At 69.6% G+C, this 18,511-nt stretch carries 19 protein-coding genes and 1 pseudogene; 11 read left to right on the forward strand and 9 right to left on the reverse strand.

Features of this window, described 5'->3' with window-relative positions:
- Positions 1 to 133 precede the first annotated feature (133 nt).
- From ABS735_RS25255 to ABS735_RS25265, 3 genes are all read left to right on the forward strand, one after another.
- Positions 134 to 517 carry a hypothetical protein gene (locus tag ABS735_RS25255; protein ID WP_373900272.1) on the forward strand — a complete coding sequence of 128 codons (384 nt, stop codon included), beginning with the start codon at positions 134 to 136 and terminating at the stop codon, positions 515 to 517.
- A gap of 118 nt (positions 518 to 635) precedes the next feature.
- Positions 636 to 1,256, forward strand: a complete 621-nt coding sequence (locus ABS735_RS25260; RefSeq protein ID WP_373900271.1) for a CBS domain-containing protein — start codon at positions 636 to 638, stop codon at positions 1,254 to 1,256.
- 267 nt (positions 1,257 to 1,523) lie between these two features.
- On the forward strand, positions 1,524 to 3,161 hold the full coding sequence (locus ABS735_RS25265; protein ID WP_373900270.1) for an iron-containing alcohol dehydrogenase: 1,638 nt from the start codon (positions 1,524 to 1,526) through the stop codon (positions 3,159 to 3,161).
- Positions 3,162 to 3,509: 348 nt separating this feature from the next.
- On the opposite strand, the gene ABS735_RS25270 is transcribed toward ABS735_RS25265, so the two are convergent.
- From ABS735_RS25270 to ABS735_RS25290, 5 genes are all read right to left on the reverse strand, one after another.
- The gene (locus ABS735_RS25270; protein WP_373900269.1) at positions 3,510 to 4,430 is read right to left on the reverse strand and encodes a universal stress protein; all 921 of its coding nucleotides are present in this window, start codon (positions 4,428 to 4,430) and stop codon (positions 3,510 to 3,512) included.
- Positions 4,431 to 4,555: 125 nt separating this feature from the next.
- Positions 4,556 to 5,479, reverse strand: coding sequence for a carbamate kinase (locus ABS735_RS25275; protein ID WP_373900268.1), 924 nt, complete (start codon positions 5,477 to 5,479; stop codon positions 4,556 to 4,558).
- 3 nt (positions 5,480 to 5,482) lie between these two features.
- Positions 5,483 to 6,484 carry an ornithine carbamoyltransferase gene (gene argF, locus ABS735_RS25280; RefSeq protein ID WP_373900267.1) on the reverse strand — a complete coding sequence of 334 codons (1,002 nt, stop codon included), beginning with the start codon at positions 6,482 to 6,484 and terminating at the stop codon, positions 5,483 to 5,485.
- Positions 6,485 to 6,506: 22 nt separating this feature from the next.
- Positions 6,507 to 7,736: an arginine deiminase gene (locus tag ABS735_RS25285; RefSeq protein ID WP_373900265.1), complete on the reverse strand. Its 1,230-nt coding sequence runs from the start codon at positions 7,734 to 7,736 to the stop codon at positions 6,507 to 6,509.
- A gap of 33 nt (positions 7,737 to 7,769) precedes the next feature.
- Positions 7,770 to 9,197, reverse strand: coding sequence for an APC family permease (locus ABS735_RS25290; RefSeq protein WP_373900264.1), 1,428 nt, complete (start codon positions 9,195 to 9,197; stop codon positions 7,770 to 7,772).
- Positions 9,198 to 9,584: 387 nt separating this feature from the next.
- Here ABS735_RS25290 and ABS735_RS25295 point away from each other — a divergent pair, with 387 nt between their 5' ends.
- Positions 9,585 to 9,785 carry a cation:proton antiporter regulatory subunit gene (locus ABS735_RS25295; RefSeq protein WP_373900262.1) on the forward strand — a complete coding sequence of 67 codons (201 nt, stop codon included), beginning with the start codon at positions 9,585 to 9,587 and terminating at the stop codon, positions 9,783 to 9,785.
- A gap of 117 nt (positions 9,786 to 9,902) precedes the next feature.
- Here ABS735_RS25295 and ABS735_RS25300 read toward each other — a convergent pair whose 3' ends face one another.
- Entirely contained in the window at positions 9,903 to 10,115 is a 213-nt protein-coding gene (locus ABS735_RS25300; protein WP_373900260.1) for a hypothetical protein, read from the reverse strand.
- A gap of 377 nt (positions 10,116 to 10,492) precedes the next feature.
- Positions 10,493 to 10,657, reverse strand: coding sequence for a site-specific integrase (locus ABS735_RS25305; protein WP_373900259.1), 165 nt, complete (start codon positions 10,655 to 10,657; stop codon positions 10,493 to 10,495).
- Between the two features lie 287 nt (positions 10,658 to 10,944).
- On the opposite strand from ABS735_RS25305, the gene ABS735_RS25310 reads away from it, so the two are divergent.
- On the forward strand, positions 10,945 to 11,313 hold the full coding sequence (locus tag ABS735_RS25310) for a VOC family protein (RefSeq protein WP_373900258.1): 369 nt from the start codon (positions 10,945 to 10,947) through the stop codon (positions 11,311 to 11,313).
- 154 nt (positions 11,314 to 11,467) lie between these two features.
- On the opposite strand, the gene ABS735_RS25315 is transcribed toward ABS735_RS25310, so the two are convergent.
- Positions 11,468 to 11,593, reverse strand: coding sequence for a hypothetical protein (locus ABS735_RS25315; protein ID WP_373900257.1), 126 nt, complete (start codon positions 11,591 to 11,593; stop codon positions 11,468 to 11,470).
- Positions 11,594 to 12,068: 475 nt separating this feature from the next.
- Here ABS735_RS25315 and ABS735_RS25320 point away from each other — a divergent pair, with 475 nt between their 5' ends.
- Positions 12,069 to 12,578 (forward strand): hypothetical protein, encoded by a 510-nt coding sequence (locus ABS735_RS25320; RefSeq protein WP_373900256.1) that lies wholly within the window; start codon positions 12,069 to 12,071, stop codon positions 12,576 to 12,578.
- 343 nt (positions 12,579 to 12,921) lie between these two features.
- Here ABS735_RS25320 and ABS735_RS25325 read toward each other — a convergent pair whose 3' ends face one another.
- Entirely contained in the window at positions 12,922 to 13,581 is a 660-nt protein-coding gene (locus ABS735_RS25325) for a TetR/AcrR family transcriptional regulator (protein WP_373900255.1), read from the reverse strand.
- Between the two features lie 186 nt (positions 13,582 to 13,767).
- Between ABS735_RS25325 and ABS735_RS25330 the strand changes: the two genes are divergently transcribed.
- The 5 genes and pseudogenes from ABS735_RS25330 to ABS735_RS25350 all read left to right on the forward strand — a co-directional run.
- Positions 13,768 to 15,315 (forward strand): bifunctional 3-(3-hydroxy-phenyl)propionate/3-hydroxycinnamic acid hydroxylase, encoded by a 1,548-nt coding sequence (locus ABS735_RS25330; RefSeq protein ID WP_373900254.1) that lies wholly within the window; start codon positions 13,768 to 13,770, stop codon positions 15,313 to 15,315.
- 40 nt (positions 15,316 to 15,355) lie between these two features.
- The gene (locus tag ABS735_RS25335) at positions 15,356 to 16,306 is read left to right on the forward strand and encodes a VOC family protein (protein ID WP_373900253.1); all 951 of its coding nucleotides are present in this window, start codon (positions 15,356 to 15,358) and stop codon (positions 16,304 to 16,306) included.
- Positions 16,306 to 17,163 carry an alpha/beta fold hydrolase gene (locus ABS735_RS25340; protein WP_373900252.1) on the forward strand — a complete coding sequence of 286 codons (858 nt, stop codon included), beginning with the start codon at positions 16,306 to 16,308 and terminating at the stop codon, positions 17,161 to 17,163. Before ABS735_RS25335 ends, ABS735_RS25340 begins: the two co-directional genes overlap by 1 nt.
- Positions 17,164 to 17,209: 46 nt before the next feature.
- Positions 17,210 to 18,007, forward strand: a complete 798-nt coding sequence (locus tag ABS735_RS25345) for a 2-keto-4-pentenoate hydratase (RefSeq protein ID WP_373900251.1) — start codon at positions 17,210 to 17,212, stop codon at positions 18,005 to 18,007.
- Positions 18,008 to 18,032: 25 nt separating this feature from the next.
- A pseudogene (locus ABS735_RS25350) lies at positions 18,033 to 18,258 on the forward strand (acetaldehyde dehydrogenase (acetylating)); the annotation flags it as partial.
- Between the last annotated feature and the right edge of the window lie 253 nt (positions 18,259 to 18,511).

Genomic DNA, 18,511 nt, shown 5'->3' on the forward strand with positions numbered 1-18,511 from the left:
CGCGGTGGGGCCGCTCGGCCCTCTGGCCAGGGACCGACCGCTCCTCCCTTCGGGGGCCGGTCGCCCCTGGGACGGAAGCGACCAACGCAGCAGGCTTGAGGCGACGCAGAAACGATCACAGGGAGTGGAGCACATGACTGCCAAGGACATCGGGGCCCGTGAGACCACCGCCGCCGTGCTGGTCCGCGCCGACGGCGAGGTGGACGGGGAATCTCTCGCCTACCTCCACGAGAAGGTCGCCGCCGCTCTGGACCGCCCCGGCCTGCCGCCCGTGAACGGTGAGGTGCGCGTACGGCGGGCATCGGCCCACCACGTCGAACTGCCCTGGTCCGGCCGCACCGACATCCGGATCGGCAACGACCTCGTCGTCGTCCACGCCCGCGAGGCGAGCGCCCGCGAACTCGCCGACCGGCTCCACGACCGGCTGCGCTCCGCCACCGAACGCGTCACCCACCGCGGCGGCACCACCCGCCGGGCGGCCGCGCCGCCCCCGTGGCGCGGCGGCCCGCAGAAGTAGGCGCCGCACGGCGCCCGCCCGACCTGGCGGGGAGCCGGAGCCGACCCAGGCTCCGGCCCTCCCCCGCCCGCGCTCGTCAAGGAGATCCGCCGTGACCGCTCACATCGTCGGCGAGGTAATGACCAGGGACGTCGTCCAGGCCCGCCGGACGACACCGTTCAAGGAGGTCGTGCGGTTGCTCGACCACCACCGGATCAGCGGACTCCCGGTGGTCGACGCCGACGACAAGGTGCTCGGCGTCCTGTCCAGCAGCGACCTCGTACGCAACCAGGCGCACCGGGACGGCCCCGCTCCGTCGCCCTCCGTGACGGCGGGCGACGTGATGTCGAGCCCCGCCATCACCGTGCACCCCGAGCAGACCGTGCCGGACGCCGCCCGGCTCATGGAGCGCCGCGGCGTCGAGCGACTGCCCGTCGTCGACGAGGCCGACCGCCTCATCGGCATCGCCACCCGTAGTGACCTGCTACGGGTCTTCCTGCGCGCGGACGACGACATCCGCAGCCAGGTGACCGAGGAGATCGTCGGCACCGCGCTGAACCTGCCGTCCGACGCTGTCCGCGTCTCCGTCCGCGACGGCGTGGTCACCCTCGACGGCCGGGTGGAAGCGCGTAGCCAGATGCCGGAGCTCGTGCACGCCGTCTGGCGCCTCGACGGCGTGGTCGGCGTGGTGAACGGCCTGGATTTCCGCATCGACGACTGCGCGGCATCAACCCCGTCCCACCGGACCGGAAGCCCGTGACCGCAGCGGCGGACGCTGCCGTGCGGCGGCTCATTCGGGCCGGGGCCGACGGTCCCTGCCTAGCCGGGCCGGACGGAGATCTACGACGCGGCGATCACCGAGTTCCGCGCCCTGCACGCCCATCTGGCCACCCCGGAGGAGAAGGCGAAGCTGGAGACCTTCCTGTTTCCCACCACCGGCGGTTCGGGCGCCGGCTGCGAACCCAAGGTCAACGCGGCCGCCGTCGGGCAGAGCCCGGCCTGGATCGCCGAACAGGCCGGATTCTCGGTGCCGGCGGACACCTCGGTCATCCTGGTCGAGGCCGAACGGGTCGGCCCGGGCGAGCCGTTGACCCGTGAGAAGCTCTGCCCGGTCCTCGCCGTACTGCGCGCCGAGGACGAGCGCCGCGGGTTCGACCTCGCCGCCGACATGGTCGCCTTCCACGGCCAGGGCCACAGCGCCGTCATCCACACCGAGGAGCCTGCCGTGGCGGAGGCGTACGGCATGCGGATGAAGACCGTACGGATCATCGTCAACTCGCCGTCCTCGCAGGGCGCGATCGGCGGCATCTACAACGGTCTGCTGCCTTCGCTCACGCTGGGTTGCGGCTCCTGGGGCAGTACCTCGGTGTCCAACAACGTCTCCGCCGCCCAGCTCCTCAACGTCAAGCGGGTCTCCACCCGTCGCAACAACCTCCAGTGGTTCAAGGTCCCACCGAAGATCTACTTCGAGCCGCAGGCCATCCGCTACCTGACATCCATGCCCGACGTCCACCGCGTCACCATCGTCACCGACGCCACCATGACCCGCCTCGGGTTCGTCGACCGGATCAGCCGCGTCCTGCAACGGCGCCGCGAACCGGTCACCCTCCAGATCATCGACAACGTCCAGCCCGAACCCAGCATCGACTCCGTCCAGCACGGCGCCGACCTCATGCGGGACTTCCGCCCCGACACGATCATCGCGCTCGGCGGCGGCTCCCCCATGGACGCCGCCAAGGTCATGTGGCTGCTGTACGAGCAGCCCGACATCGACTTCGCGGACATGCGGCAGAAGTTCTCCGACATCCGCAAGCGCGCCTTCCGCTTCCCCACCCTGGGCAGGCTGGCCCGCCTGGTCTGCGTGCCCACCACCTCCGGCACCGGCGCGGAGGTCACCCCGTTCGCCGTCATCTCCGACCCTGCGACCGGCAAGAAGTACCCGCTCGCCGACTACGCCCTCACCCCGAGCGTCGCGATCATCGACCCCCTCCTCACGACCGCGTTGCCCCCGGCGCTCGCCGCCGACAGCGGCTTCGACGCCCTCACCCACGCCATCGAGGCGTACGTGTCCGTCTACGCCAACGACTTCACCGACGGCCTCGCCCTGCACGCCATCCGCCTGATCTTCGGGAACATCGAAACGGCCGTGAACAACCGTGCGGACGCCGCGGAGGCCCGGGAGAAGATGCACAACGCCGGCACCATCGCGGGCATGGCCTTCGGTAACGCCTTCCTCGGCATCGTGCACGCCATGTCGCACACCCTCGGCGCCACCTTCCACATCGCGCACGGCCGCACCAACGCGGTCCTGCTGCCGCACGTCATCCGCTACAACGGCACCGTCCCGACGAAGTTGACCGGCTGGCCCAAGTACGAGAACTACCGTGCCCCCGAACGCCTCCAGGACATCGCCCGCACCCTCGGACTGCCCGCGGCCACTCCGGCCGAGAGCGTGGAGTCCCTCGCCGCGGCCGTCGAGCGGCTGCGCGACGCCGTCGGCATAGAGCCGACGTTCCAGGCCCTCGGCGTCGACGAGCGCGCCTTCCTCGACGCCCTGCCCCAGCAGGCCCTCAACGCCTACGAGGACCAGTGCGCGCCGGCCAACCCTCGCATGCCGATGCTCGACGACATGCAGGAGCTCATGCGTACGGCCTACCACGGCTGAGCCGGCCCCGTCCCGAAGGCCGCCGTGCGGGATCCCGACAGCTTCCGCGCGGTGGCTTCGCCATGCCGGGCGGTGCCGGCTGACGTATCGAGGGGGTCCCACGGGCTCCTGTGCATGGGCCATCGGGCCTCAGCCCGGCGAGCACCTGGTCTTGGCTGTCCCCCGACGCCGAAGATCCACACCCCAGGGACTCAACAGCCCCCATCCACAGGAACCTTCAGCCACCATCGACGAGCGAACAGCCCACCTGTACGCGGCGGTTCCCGCCGATCACGTACAGATGGGCTGAGGATCGGGCAGGGGGAGCCTTCCTGGTGGCGTTCGCTGTCCCAGGCAGTCCTTTCTCGGTCAATCGTGCGAGATCACCGCCACAGGAGCGACGGCATGATGCAGCAGCGCCTGGGTCACCGGACCGATATGAGCACCGACCGTCGCCCGACGGTTCTGTCGGCCCACCACCACGAGAGCGGCGCCGTACGAGGCGTCGACCAGGTGGCGACCCGCGCCACCGATCGTGGCCTGCGCGCCGACCTCCACGGCGGGGTACCTGCCCCGCCACGGTCGCAGGACATCGGACAGTTCGCCCTGTACCTGCTTGACCATGCCGTCGTTCAGGTCGGGCATGAGGGCGCCGCCGTAGTAGTAGGGCGGCAGCGTCCAGCCATGAATGATCCGTAGGCGTGCGGCGCGCCGTGAAGCCGCGTCGAACGCGAAGTCGATCACCGCGTCGTTGGGCTTGTGCAGGTCCAGGCCCAGGACGACGTCACGGTGGCCGGTGACGGCTGAGGCTTTGCGTGCCGAGGTCTCCGGCAGCGCCTCCTCCTCACCGTACTCGGCAGCGCGGACCAGGACGACGGGCCGCTCGCACGAGCCCAGGACGGCATGGGAGACGGAACCCAACAGGAACCCCGCCGCCTTGCCCAGCCCGCGGGAACCCAGTGCCAGCAGCTCGGCGTCCTCGGCGGCCTTCAGCAGAGCCGGGACGGGCAGACCGGGGATCTCGTCCGTGTCGATCCGCAGCCCGGGACGGGCTTCGCCGACGCGGGACCGCGCCCGGGCCAACAGGCGCTGTGCCGAAGCCCGCTGGAGGTCACTCGGCGGCACCGGCACACCGAGTCCGGTCGTCGGTGCGAAGGCGGGGGCTTGCCACTCCCACGCGGTCACAAGCCTCAAGGGCAGGTCCCTCAGCTGTGCTTCGCGTGCGGCCCAGTCTGCGGCGGCCAGGCTCGCCGGCGAGCCGTCCAGTCCGACGGTGATGGTGCGGGTCATGGAGATCCTCCTTCAGGCTGCTTCAAGTCTTGGTCCCGTCAGGCGGTGACAGCAGGGGCCACTGGTCCTTGGCCGGAAGCCGATCGTCCCGGCATCCGGCTCTCCGGTTCGCCGTCTGCTGCCTGTCATCCGAGAGCGAGTTCGGGTCGCACGAGCGTCCCCGACGTTCCGTGGGCGATGGCGTACGCGGCATCGAGCGCTCCGATCGCGGCCAGGCCACCGGTCCGTTCCACGAAGCGGGCGGCGGCCTCCGTCTTGGGCTTCATCGAGCCCTCGGGGAAGGCCCTGTCCCGGAGCTGCGCGGGGGTCACGTCGAGCACGGGCTGCTGGCGAGGCGTGCCGAAGTCGACGTACACGTTCGGGACGTCGGTGAGGATGAGCAGAAGATCAGCCTTGAGTTCCTCGGCCAGCAGGGCCGCGGTGAGGTCCTTGTCGACGACGGCTTCGACCCCGGTCAGCTCTCCGGTGTCGCGATCGGCCGTGACGGGAACGCCTCCGCCGCCGGCGCAGACGACCAGCGTTCCGCTGCTCAGCAGGGCGCGGACGGTGTCCGTCTCCACGATGGCCTCGGGCGCCGGGGACGGGACGACGCGGCGCCATCCCGTGGTGTCCTTGGCGATGTGCCAGCCGCGCTTGCGGGCGAGGACGTGCGCCACCTCCCGCGAGTAGACCTGGCCGACGAACTTGGTGGGCCGCGCGAAGGCCGTGTCGCCCGCACGGACCACGGTGTGGGTGACGAGGGCGGCGACCTGCCGTCCGGGGAGGGCACCTCGCAGGGCCCGGGCGAGCAAAGATCCGATCATGCCTTGCGTCTGAGCGCCCAGGACGTCCAGCGGGTAGGGAGTGGTCAGGACGGGGTCGGCGGCGCTTTCGACGGCCAGCAGGCCGATCTGGGGCCCGTTGCCGTGCGTGATGACGAGTTCATTGTCGCGGGCGAGGGCGGCGAGGGCGGTGACAGCCCTGTCGATGTTGGCCTGCTGCACCGCGGCGTCGGGGCGTTCACCCCGGTGCAGAAGTGCGTTGCCGCCGAGGGCGACGACGATGCGCATGGTTCAGTCCTCCAGGGTGGCGACGAGTACCGCCTTGATGGTGTGCAGCCGGTTCTCGGCCTGGTCGAAGACGAGGGAGGCGGCCGAGGAGAAGACGCCGTCGGTGACTTCGAGTCCGTCCAGCCCGTAGGCGTCGAACAGTTGCCTGCCCAGACGGGTGCTGCGGTCGTGCAGGGACGGCAGGCAGTGCATGAACTTGGTGTCCGGGTTGCCGGTAGCCGCCATCGTCTTGTCGTCGACGCGGTAGGGCAGCAGCAGTTCGACTCGCTCCCGCCAGGTTTCTGTCGGTTCGCCCATGGACACCCACACGTCGGTGTGCAGGAAGTCGGCGCGGTGGACGGCTTCCTCCACGTCCTCGGTCAGGGTGATGCGTGCCCCGCTGACGGTGGCGAGGGAACGGCATGCGGTGACGAGACCGGGTTCGGGCCACAGCGCTCTGGGGGCGGCGATTCTCACGTCCATACCGAGCAGGGCGCCCATGGACAGCAGGGAGTTGCCCATGTTGTTGCGGGCGTCCCCGAGATAGCAGTAGCTGATCTCCGCCAAGGGCTTCGAACTCTGTTCGCGCATGGTGAAGACGTCGCAGAGGCTTTGGGTGGGGTGGGTGGTGTCGGTCAGCCCGTTGAAGACCGGCACGCCGGAGTGTTCGGCGAGGTCGGTGACGACCGACTGGCCCGCGCCGCGGTACTCGATGCCGTGGAACATGCGGCCGAGGACACGGGCGGTGTCGGCGACGGACTCCTTCGCGCCGAGATGGGTGTCCCCGGGGCCGAGGTAGGTGGTGGCGGCTCCCTGGTCGGCTGCGGCGGCCTCGAAGGCGCAGCGGGTACGGGTGGAGGTCTTCTCGAAGATCAGGGCCAGGTGCCGGCCGGTCAGGCGCGGCTGTTCGGTGCCCAGGCGCCGGGCCGCCTTGAGGTCGGCGGCGAGGTCCAGGAGATGACTGATCTCCGGTGCGGTGAAGTCGAGCTCGCTCAGGTAGGAGCGGCCTCGTAGGTCGATGCTCATGGCGGTTCCTCGTGGGTGGCGGTCAGACGACCGGGTCGCGTTCGATGGGGCAGCTCATGCAGCGGGGGCCGCCCCGGCCGCGGCCGAGTTCGGCGCCGGCGATGGTGATCACTTCGATGCCCTGCTTGCGCAGGTAGGTGTTGGTGGTCACGTTGCGCTCGTAGCCGACGACGACACCGGGGGCCACGGCGAGGAAGTTGCTGCCGTCGTCCCACTGTTCGCGCTCGGCCGCGCGTACGTCCTGCGGTGCGGACAGCATGCGTACCTTGTCCAGGTCGAGGGCCTCGGCCAGGGCAGTGGCGAGGTCGGACTCGGCGATGACGTCGAAGCCGCAGGCACGATCCGTGCTGGGCGTCAAGGACCAGGAGCGCAGGGAGTCGGCCAGGCCCGGATAGATGGCGAACGCGTCCCGGTCGACCATGGTCAGGACGGTGTCCAGGTGCATGTATGCCCGCGTGGCGGGGAGTTGGACCGCCAGCAGGCGCTTGGCCGTACCCTCGGCGAAGAGGCGGGTGGCGAGGGCCTCGACGGCTTGGGAGGTGGTGCGTTCACCCATGCCGACCATGACCGTGCCGTTGCCGAGGACGTGGACGTCACCGCCTTCCAGGGTGCCCGGGCCGCCGGGCGCCGAGGAGTCGTCCAGGATCGGGCTGGTGGCGGACTCGGCGAACAGCGGGTGGAAGCGGTAGACGGCCGCGGCGTGCAGGCTCTCCCGGCGCCGAGCGCGTTTCGCCATGGGGCTGACGGAGAGCCGGTCGTAGATCCAGCACGAGTTGTCGCGTGGGAAGAGGTGGTTGGGCAGCGGGGTGAGGGCGAAGTCCTCCTCACCGAGTGTGCTCCAGAACAGGCTGTTCACAGTGGTCAGCGGCAGGTCGTCCTTGAGCAGGCCGCCGATCAGGTAGCCGGCGAGGGTTTCACCGTCGAGGTCGGCACACAGGTGCCGTATCGGCTCCGCGAGGGCGGGGCCGACGGCGCCAGGCGTGATGATCCGGTCCAGGAGCCAGGTGCGGGCCTGGGTCATGTCGAGGACCTCGGCGAGCAGGTCGGCGAAGTAGTGGACGCGCACGCCCTGGTCCCGCAGGGCCTGGGCGAAGGCGTCGTGCTCTTCGCGGGCGCGCTTGGCCCACAGGATGTCGTCGAACAGCAGGGCGTCGACGTTGCGAGGGGTCAAGCGGGAGAGTTCGAGTCCGGGCCGGTGCAGGATGACCTGGCGAAGTCGGCCGACCTCGGAGTCGACGTGGAAGACGGTCATGGTCGCAAGCTCCAGGGAGGGGGTGGCGAGTGGTCAGTGCTGGTCGCGCCCGGCGCTTCTGCGGAAGCGAACGACCGTCGTCCGGCGGCCGGGCAGGCGAGCGGGCGTGGTCTCCGGTGCCCGTGGGCCAGGAAGGATGGCCGCGTCCGAGCCGGACGAGCTGTCGGACGCCGCTGGTGCGGGTTCGTCGGGCGCTTCACCTTCTTGGCGGGCCCGCTTGAGCCAGACGTACACGGGAAGGCCGAGCAACAGCACGAACAGGCCGTAGTAGACCGTCTGGTAGCCGCTGCCCTGGATCGACCAGTAGGAGAAGGCCATGGCGAGTGCGGCAACGGTGACGTCCCGGACCAGTCGGCCGAGAGTGATGCCGTCCCGGCCACGGACCAGGACCCAGTACAACTGTGCGGCGGCGGAGAACAGATACGGGATCACCGCGGTGAGCACACTCAGCAGGACGATCTTGGTGAAGACGTCGTCGAAGCGGGTGTAGCTGAACACCGTGATCAGGGAGGCGAGCGCGGTCGAGACGACGATGCCGAAGACCGGTACTCCGCTGGTGCCTCGCGTCCTGGCGAAGGCACCGGGGAAGAGTCCGTCGCGGGCGGCCGCGTACGGCATCTCCGCGCAGAGCATCGTCCAGCCGTTGAGTGCGCCGATGCCGGAGACAATGGCAGCCACGGCCACGGTGTTACCCGCCCACGTGCCGCCGAAGATGCTGTTGGCGGCGTCCGTGAACGGTGCGGTGGACGAGCCCAGCGCGCCGTGCGAGACGGTGCCGAAGACGGCGAGCGTGCCCAGGATGTAGATGACCGCGCAGGCCAACGTTCCGTAGACGGTGGCACGGGGCACGTTGCGCCCGGGCTCCCGTACCCGCCCTGTGACCACCGAAGCTGCTTCCAGCCCGAGGTAGCTGAAGAGTGCGATGGCCGCGGCCGCCGAGATCGCCCCCAGCGTGGACTGCCCGCTGGCATTGAAGGGACCGAAGTTGTCCGGGTCGACGAACAGCAGCCCGATGGTCGCCATGAAGATCAGCGGTACGAACTTCACCACCGTCGTGATCACCTGGAAGGCGCCGGTGTTCCGCACGCCGGTGAGGTTGATGGCTGCGGGGATCCACAGTCCTACCAGGGCGATCAGCACCGAACCGCTCACCCGATGGCTGGTGTTGACGAACACTTCGACGTACCCGACCCATGCCACCACGATCGCCGCGTTTCCGGCCCACGCGGTGATCCAGTACGACCAGGCGTTGAGGAACCCGGCGAATTCCCCGAATGCTTCCCGGGCGTAGACGTAAGGTCCGCCACTGGACGAGGTGCGCCTGGACAGCGCTCCGAACGTCATCGCCAGCGCCAGGGCGCCGAGCGTGACCGCCACGAACGCCACGAGGGCGATCGGCCCGTACGGCGCGAGTGCGGACGGAAGCGCGAAAACCCCGGTTCCGATGATGCTGCCGATCACCAGGGCGGTGGCTGCCGGCAGGCCGAGCGAGGATTTCGCACTGGGACGGCAATCCGTACCTGTCCCATCCGGGGATTCAGGTTCTCTAGAGGTCGAAGGCATGGCAGCGCTCCTGGTTCCGGCCGTTTCAGCAGGCGAGTCGATCTGTGACTGATCCTGCTGCGGCGGGAACGTGCCGATCAGTGGCTACCGGTCCACCGAGGAAGGCCGATGGTCCCTGTGATCGCTTCCGACCGGCCCGCGACACCGCGGTACCACTCGTGAACGCCTGCTCCTTTCGAGAGACGTTGGGGACTCGCCCTGAAGCACGCCCAGCCGAGCGCAATTGCAAAGAGCTCGTAACACGATCATGGTGAGACACGGTCTAGCCTTGCCGGGTGTCGTCGCTTGCGGTCACCGCTGCCTCGCGCTCATCGGCGCCTGCTGCTGAGTCAGATCCGCAGCACATACGGCGTCACCGTGGTCGGCATCAAACGCCCCGGCGAGGACTTCACCTACGCCACCGCCGACACCGTCGTCCAGGCAGATGACGTCATCGTCGTCACGGGGAAGACGCGAGCCGTGGAGACCTTCGCAGACCTCAGCTGAAAGTGACCACAAGCAGGAGGCTCTCCGACGCCGCCACCAGCCTGGGACAAGTGGCAGCTTGCCGCTCCGTCCCCCTTCGGATCCCCGAACGGCTGGCCCGACTCCTGGCCCGTTCGTTCAGCGCGTGTCCGGCAGCTGGACCACTGCCGTTTCGGGACCAGGACCCGTGGCCTCGGACAACCCCCACGCCGCGCAGCCGCCTCCCCGCCACTCGATGAGCGGAGTGCGGTTCAGTTCTTGAACATCCAGCTCCACACCATGCCTGCGTGCCAGCAGGACGACATCCTGGACATCGTGTGCCACGCCGACGACTTTGCCCTGCACGGACATGGCGCGACCTTCCAGGAAAGTGGGAGTGTGAATGACGATCGGGGCAGCCCTGCCACCATCCGCGCCTGGGGGCGCTGGACATGCCCAGGGTTCACTCCCGGTTCGGGACTCTCCCCCGGCACTCCGGGTGCGGCCGTCAGTCACCGCCCGATTCCTTCTCTGCCCGTGTCCGAGCACCGTGTGACCCCCCTGTCAGCGCGCCGGTAGTCGTGTGAGACTGGGAGATCACCCGCCGTTCCCCCGTAGTACCTGACCGTTTGATGCTGCCGGACTCCCTCAGACTGGTCCATGTACGAAGTGCTGCAGATTGGCCCCTTGTTCACTGCCGGAATCAGGCAACGAACACGGTTCAGGAAGACGTCGCCCACGGAGCCCCCTCAGAGGCAGTCCCGTCCATCGGACAGCGTCATGGTCCGCGTGTCAGCGATACTGAGCGTGTCCGTGTGCAGGTCGATGTCCGACCACCTCAGGCCGCAGACCTCCGCCGGACGGAGCCCCGTCAGGGTCAGCAGCAGCGGCGCGTTCAGGCGATCCTCCTTCATGGCAGCGACGAAGGCACCCACCTCTGAGGGGTTCCACGGCTGAACAACCGCCTTCGCGCTCCGCCTTGCGGGCCTTCAGCGGAATGTGCACCTCGCTGGGCACATGGAAGCTCCGCCATCTCGAAGCGGCTGGTCAGCGGGGTGGCGTGACCCCTTTTCGGGGTGCTCGTGCTGGTCGTGGGCGGCAGTCCGGGGGGGGTAGATCGTCCGGCAGGGTGGTTTTGCCGATGAGTTCACCGTCCTCGAACGGTCTACCCAGCGACACGACCGTTCTCGACAGGAGTGCCATGTCCACCATCCAGCCAGTGATCTTGACTGCCGACCACGACGTCCTGCTCGGCTTCTATACGAAACTGTTCGGCGCCGAGGAGATCTTCCGGGTGCCGGAGGAAGGCCCGGTCTTCTACCTCGGCTTGCGCATCGGCGACACCGACCTCGGGCTGGTGGCCAAGGCGAACCCGGGAGACCGGGAGGCGTCGCGGATCCTACTCAGCATCGGTGTCGACGACGTCGATGAGACGCTCGGCCGGGTGGAGGCGCTGGGCGGCTCGGTCCGCGGCGGCCCCAACGACATGCCGTGGGGACAGCGCGTCGCCCACATCCAGGACCCCGACGGCAACCCGGTGAACCTCACCCAGCCGATCCCGGCGCAGTGACGCTGTTCCGGGTGCTTGTACTGGTCGCGGGCTGCCTGCGGTAGAGATCATCTGCCGGTAGTGGACTCGATGTTCGCCAGGACGAGCAGCGCGCGAAGCAGGTGGGTGGCGCGGGCGGGGTCGGTGCGCGGTTTGGTGGGGATCCGCCGGTTCTTCAGGTGGGCGACGCCGCGTTCGAGGGGGCGCGTCCGGCGGCGAGCACTCGGTTGGCCTCCTTCTCGGCGGGTGTGAGCTTGCGGGCGCGGGTGGCCTTGAAGCCGGTGCCGGGGTCGTTCAACATGGCTGCGCCTGCCTCGAGTTATGTGGGCGAGACCAGGGAGATGGTCATCGCCGATTCTCACCCGACGGACAAGGGCGTTGTGGTCTACACGGCTCGGAAATGGGATCGCCCGGTTCCTGAGGTGCCGGTGCCCGAGCCGGTCACTGCTCCCGCCCCCGCCCCTGCCCCCGCCCCCGCCCCTGCTCCCGCGCCGGGTCCGGCTCCGGTACCGGTTCCTCCGCCGCCCGGCGGATATCCCGAGCCCGCGGGTGGTAGCGGATTCGGTGGGCTGACGGTGGACACCGGTGCCCTCGGCCAGGTGGCCAAGGGCACCGCGTACGGCGTTGCCGCCGTTGGTGGTTCATCTTGTTACAGCGCCCGCCGCGCGGGTGCTTATTCAGGCGGATACTGTGCGGCCGTCGTTGTGCGTGTGACGGCGCCCGCACGGCGCGTGATGAGAGTCCGACGTTCATGAAGACGAAAGCAGGAGCGATAAATGGGTTTCTGGGGATCTTTGCTCGTTGTGAAGTCCGACGACCAGGTGAGCGCGCAGCTGCCCGAAGTCACGGAGTCGCACGAGTCCGTCTTTCTGGACGCTGAAGGGGGGTGGCGAGTGTGGGCCATCGACCGAGAGGACCCGATCTCCGAGAACGAACTGTCCATGATGGTCGAACGATCCAAGGCCCCTGCTCTCTGTGCCTATGTCATGGACAGTGACTGTGCTGTGATCGAAGCCCTCGGTGTCCGGACCGGATTCTGGCGGACGTGCCTGGGAAGGGAATCGATAGCTGCCTACATGGCCGCGAGCGGTGAGACGGTCGAGGAATGGTTCCCGTCGGCCGACGAGTCCGTGCCGGCAGCGTTGGACTGGGCGAGGGACGCGGGTTCCGATCCGTCCGAGAGCCGGTTGGCGGAGGCTCTCGCCGCGGTGCCCGATCCGTTCGTGGAGTCGATCTTCGTGGCGATGCTGGAAGCCATGGGGGTCCGCTCCGTCTCCGACGGCTGATGTCCAACCGGGCGAACAAGCCCGAGAAAGGCGAGAAAGTGACCGCCCTTGCGTTCCGTTCATGGCGGACGGTCGGGCGGCGGGATCCGAAGAGCCAGGGGATCGACCGGGGGACGCGTAGACGCCTGGGTGCGCGGGTCGTGGTGCAGCCGGGTGAAACACGATGCGGTGCGGGGCGGCGTTGGTCTGCCGATCCCCGCCCTGGTGGAGCCGAAGCGAACTCCCACGGCCCGAGGAATCGGCGCATCGCGGAGGAACGACGCGGTCACGTGTCAGTCACTGGGGGCGGCTCGCCGCTGTGCCGGCACCCATGCCCCTTGCAGCCGGGCCGGGCTGCCCGCCGTCAGGAGCGCGGGCGCACGGCGATGGACTCCCCGAGGGCCGCCACCGCATCGGTGAGCAGGTCCATTGCCTCGGCCATCGAGCGGGAAGGGTCGGCCTGCCAGGCGACGAAGGCGCCGTCGAAGCCCGCGATGGCGAAGTAGTCCAGCCGGTCGGCCACGGTCCGCGCGGCCTCGGGGCCGTACTCGGCGAACGAGTCGGCGATCATGTGGTTCATGTGCGCGCGGCCGTCCCGCCGCACCCGTTCGATGATGCGGTTCACCTCGGCGGCCTCCGCCGCGTCCACCACCTCGGCGTTCATCACCAGGATCAGGTGCAGCCGCAGGAAGTCCGGGTGGGCGAGGAAGACGTCACCGGTGCGCTGGAGGTACCAGCGCAGCCGCTCCCGTGCACCGCCCTCGCGCGGAGGGTTCGCTTGTGCCCGCGCCATGTGCTGGAAGAAGGCGTGGGCACCGTGCTCCATGACGGCGGAGAGCAGCCCGGCCTTGGAACGGAAGTGGTGGTAGACCGCGCTCCTGGGCAACCCCGACTCACGGCTGAGGTCCGACAGCGTGGTCGCCGCGAATCCCCGTTCCGCCATCAGACGCGAGGCGGTCTCCAGGATCTCCTCACGGGAGCGTCGCCCCCTGCGGTTGCCGGTGTTGTCGCCTCTGGTCTCCACGCGCTGCAGCATACCCACGCTCACCAGGCCGGATCTTAGGCGGCCGACGGCGATACGGGTGGGAATTCTGCTGTGCGGAATCCGTGATCCACCCCCCTTGACCGACCTTCTCGGCCATGTGACAGTCCCCACTATTGGACTGAACGACCGGTCCAAAACTGGAGGACGACCGGCAAGGAGGCCGCCATGTCCCAGGATTTCGACGCGGATGTCGCCGTCATCGGCTACGGCCCTACGGGCGTCGTCGGTGCTCTCACCCTCGCTCAGCAGGGTGCGCGAGTGATCGCCTTCGAACGGGACAAAGAGATCTATTCCCGGGCACGGGCGGTCACGGTCAACGACTGGACCGTGCGGATCTTCCAGAGCCTGGGCATCGGCGAGCGCATCGAGAAGGTGATCGACCCGCAGCGCGCGCTGCGCTGGGTCACGTACGACGGGCACGAGGTGATGCGCATCGAGCATCCGCCGTCGGCACTCGGGACGCGGGCACGCTTCTACAACATCTACCAGCCGACCTTGGAAGCCGAGTTGCGGGCCTGCGCACAGGACCAGGGGGACCTGATATCGGTGCGCTACGGCGCCGAGGTGACGGAGATCGAGCAGGACGACTCCGGGGTCACGGTCACCACCACCGACACGGCCACCGGCGAGGTCCGCCGGTACCGGACCCGGTACGCGATCGCCGCGGACGGCGGCAGCAGCAGGACCCGGCAGCGGCTGGGCATCCAGCTGCTGGGCGACACCAACGAGGTCACCTGGGTCGTCATCGACTGCCGGGTCAAGCGCTGGTGGCCCGACCGCGACTTCCTCACCTTCTGGACGGACAAGGAGCGGCCGGTCGTCGACATCGCGCTGTCGGCCGGCAACCACCGCTGGGAGATCCCGCTCAAGCCGCACGAGACCGAGGCCGACTTCCCCACCGCGACCGAGGTGTGGCCTCTGCTCAAGGCGCTGGGTGTGAGCGAGGACGACGTCGAGATCCATCAGCACGCCTTCTACCGGCACCATGTCCGGATGGCGCGGACCTGGCGCTCCGGCCGCGTCTTCCTGGCCGGCGACGCCGCGCATCTGATGCCGCCGTGGGCGGGCGCCGGGATGCAGACCGGGATGCGCGACGCGCACGACCTGGGCTGGAAGCTCGGCCGGGTGCTGGCCGGACGGCTGCCCGAGTCCTGGCTCGACACCTACGAGGCCGAGCGCCGTCCGAACGCCGCCTTCTACACCGGGCTCGCGGTGCAGCTCGGCCGGGTGATCAGGCAGGAGATCTCCGACGAGGAGCGGGCCGCCCTGTCCGCGCCGCCGCCCGAAGGACTCGTCACCCCCTTCGAGCCGCCGCTGATCGCGCCGCCGAGACTGGAGGCGGGCTGGCTGCGCGGCCCGCTCGGCGACGCCTCGGTCGTCGGCCGGATGGTGCCGCAGCCGGTGGTCGGTGACACGGTCGGCCGGATGGCGCGACTGGACGAGCTGCTCGGCGACACCTTCGTGCTGCTGGGCGACGACGTCGACCCCTCGACGCTGCTGACCGAGGAAGAGCGCCGGCAGTGGGACGCGCTCGGCACCCGCTACCTCGCGATCCGCCCGCAGAACGCCTACACCCAGGGTCCCGGCGAACTCGTCGACCTGGACGGTGTGCTCGGCTCCTGGCTGCGCCGGTACGGAGTGCGCGCGGTGGCGATGCGCCCCGATCGCTTCGTGGCCGCCGCCGACACCAGCGGGCTCGCCGTCCCCGCCTGATCCCTCGCCCACCCATCTGTCGAAGAAGGAGAGATCTTCCATGAGCGGAGTCAAGGAACTCGCGTACGTCGTCTACGAGGTCGGCGATCTCGCCGACTGGGAGCGCTTCGGCGTCGAGTTGCTCGGTATGCAGCTCGGTGAGCGGGGCGAGGACCGGTTCACCCTGCGCCTGGACGAGAAGGCGCACCGCTGGATCGTCACCCGGGGACCGGCCGACGACCTGGTCGTCAGCGGGTACGAGGTCGACGACGACGCCGAACTCGACGCGCTCGTCGAGCGGTTGCGCGCCGCCGGCCTCCGGGTCGACGAGGGGGACGCGGCGCTCGCCGCCGACCGCCGGGTGCAGCGGATCTTCGCCACCACCGACCCCATGGGCAACCGCGTCGAGCTGGTCACCGGGCTGGCCGACGCCGGCACCCCGTTCGTCTCCGAGGCGTTGCTCGGCGAGTTCGTCACCGGGGCCGGCGGTGCCGGACACCAGGTGCTGCTGGCCCACGGGGTGAGCCGTGAGGAGTACCTCGGCTTCTACCGCGACCTGCTCGGCTTCAGGATCAGCGACATCATCGTCGAAGAGCTGTCCCCCGGCATCGTCGCGGATCTGATCTTCCTGCACTGCAACGGTCGCCACCACTCCGTCGCGTTCGGCGACATGCCGTCGCCCAAGCGCACCCACCACTTCATGATCGAGGTCACCGACATCCGGGACGTGGGCCTGGCCTACGACCGCTGCATGGACGCCAAGCAGCCGTTCGAGATGACGCTGGGGATGCACCCCAACGACGAGATGTACAGCTTCTACGTCTTCACCCCCTCCGGCTTCTCCGTCGAGTACGGCTGGGGCGGGCTCATCATCGACGACGCCACCTGGCAGGTGCGCACCCTCGACCGGCTGCACAGCTGGGGCCACCGCGCCCCGGGCGTGGTGGCCGGGTTGCTGGCCGCGGCACCGTCCCCGCGGGAGACCGAAGGAACCGAAGGAGGAGAGCGCTGATGGCACTCGACAAGGAACAGACCGCGCGTACGGTCAGGACGCGCGACTGGTCGTTGCGCTACTACGAGGCCGGCTCCGGCCATCCGCTGGTGCTGCTGCACGGCAGCGGCCCGGGAGCGACGGGCTGGAGCAACTTCAGCGGCAACATCGAGGCGCTCGCCCAGCACTTCCACGTGTACGCCGTCGACATGCCCGGCTGGGGAGAGTCGGACCCGGCCACGGTCGACCAGCTGGACCACGTCGACGCCGCGATCCAGTTTCTCGACGCACTGGACATTCCGCGGGCCGCGTTCGTGGGGAACTCGATGGGCGGCCAGACCTCGCTCCGGCTGGCCACCGAGCACCCCGGGCGGATCAGCCATCTGGTGACCATGGGACCACCGGTGGGCCGCATGCCGAGCCTGTTCGGGGCCGGTGACGGGCCGTCCGAAGGACTGAAGGTCCTCATCGAGGCCTACCAGGACCCGAGCCCCCGGAACATGCGCCGGCTGGTCGAGATCATGTGCTACGACAAGGCGCGCTTCGCGACGCCGGAGCTGTGCGAGGCCCGTTCGCAGGCGGCCCTCGCCCGGCCCGAGCACCTGGCCAACTACGTGGCCGGTCTGCCGCACGGGGCGCCGCTGCCGCGCTGGGTGGACCCGGCCCGGCTGCGCGACATAGCGGTGCCCACCCTGCTCGTCCACGGCCGCGACGACCGGGTGGTCTCCTTCGAGAGCTCCCTGTTCCTGCTGGCGAACATCCCCGACTCCCGGCTGGTCCTGCTCAACCGCTGCGGGCACTGGGCGATGATCGAGCACGCCGAGGAGTTCAACCGACTGGTCATCGACTTCGTCCGGGGGAATCCCGGCGACGAATGACACGAGGCAGGTGCGGCGGGCGGCCGCTGCCCGGGACGACCCGCGGGTGGCCGCCGCCCAGGACGGACCGCGGGAGGGCGGCGCCCGGCAGGCGCCGCACGGGGTCGCCGAGGCGGCCGCTCGACTGCTGGAGGCCGCCGCCACTCGTGTTCCGTGCGCACCGGTACGGGACCTGATCGGCACCGGCGACACCGGTGCCGCGTACGCCGTGCAGCAGCGGGTCACGGCGGCGCGCCCGGAACGCGGCGCACGCGTCGTGGGCCACAAGATCGGTCTGACCTCGTCCGCCGTGCAACGCCAACTCGGTGTCGATCAGCCGGACTCCAGAGTGCTGCTGGACGACATGGGATACGCGGACGGCGACACCGTGCCGTACGCGTCCGTGCTCCAGCCCCGCGTCGAGGCCGAGATCGCGTTCGTGCTGGGCGAGGACCTGGCCGAGGGCCCGCTGGACCTGGCCCGGGTGCGGGCCGCGGTCGATCACGCCGTGGCCGCCCTGGAGATCTGCGGCAGCCGTATCGCGGGCTGGGACATCACCCTGTCCGACACGGTCGCCGACAACGCCTCCGCGGGCGCCTTCGTGCTCGGCCGGCAGCGCCGCGGCCTCGCCGAGTTCGAACCGCGGACGGCCGTGATGGAGATGTCCGTCGACGGCCGGACCGTGTCCGAGGGCACCGGCGCGGACTGTCTGGGCGATCCGCTGCGGGCCGGCCATGTGGTGCTCTCCGGTGCACTCGGGCCGATGAGCCCGCTCGCACCGGGCGCACAGGTCACCGCGGCGATCGGCGGGCTGGACACGGTCACCATCTCCATCGGGAAGGAACGGTACGACCCGGCACGCTGACGGCCCGTCGCGCACCAAGGTCGCGATCATCGGCTCGGGCAACATCAGTACCGACCTCGTGATCAAGGTGCTGCGTACCGCCCGGGCACCTGGAGATGGACGCCCTGGTCGGCATCGACCCGGAGTCCGACGGCCCGGCCCGTGCCGGGCGCCTGGACGTGGCCACCACGCACGAGGGCGTGGACGGGCTGATCGCCCTGCCCGGCTACCCGCGGGTGGGCTACCACGGACGTTCGGCGGGGGCGCAGCGCCGGTGGCGGCCCCCTCGGAACCGACGCCGGGCACGCGTGCGCTGACACAGGAGTGGGCCAAGGCCGTCGCCGCCTCCAGTAAGTGAAGTGCGCACTCCTCCAGGAACAGCTTGGCCCCCGTCTGGGCGGGCAGTGTTCGTGACGGTGTCTCTACATTCGGCGGGGTTCTGTATGCCACCAGCCCACCCGCGTCGGCCAGTTGAGTAAAACGGGTGGACGTCGACCTCTGCTATTGATCTCTCTCATACCCAGT

The organism is Streptomyces sp. MMCC 100 (assembly GCF_041538145.2).
Taxonomy (GTDB): Bacteria; Actinomycetota; Actinomycetes; order Streptomycetales; family Streptomycetaceae; genus Streptomyces.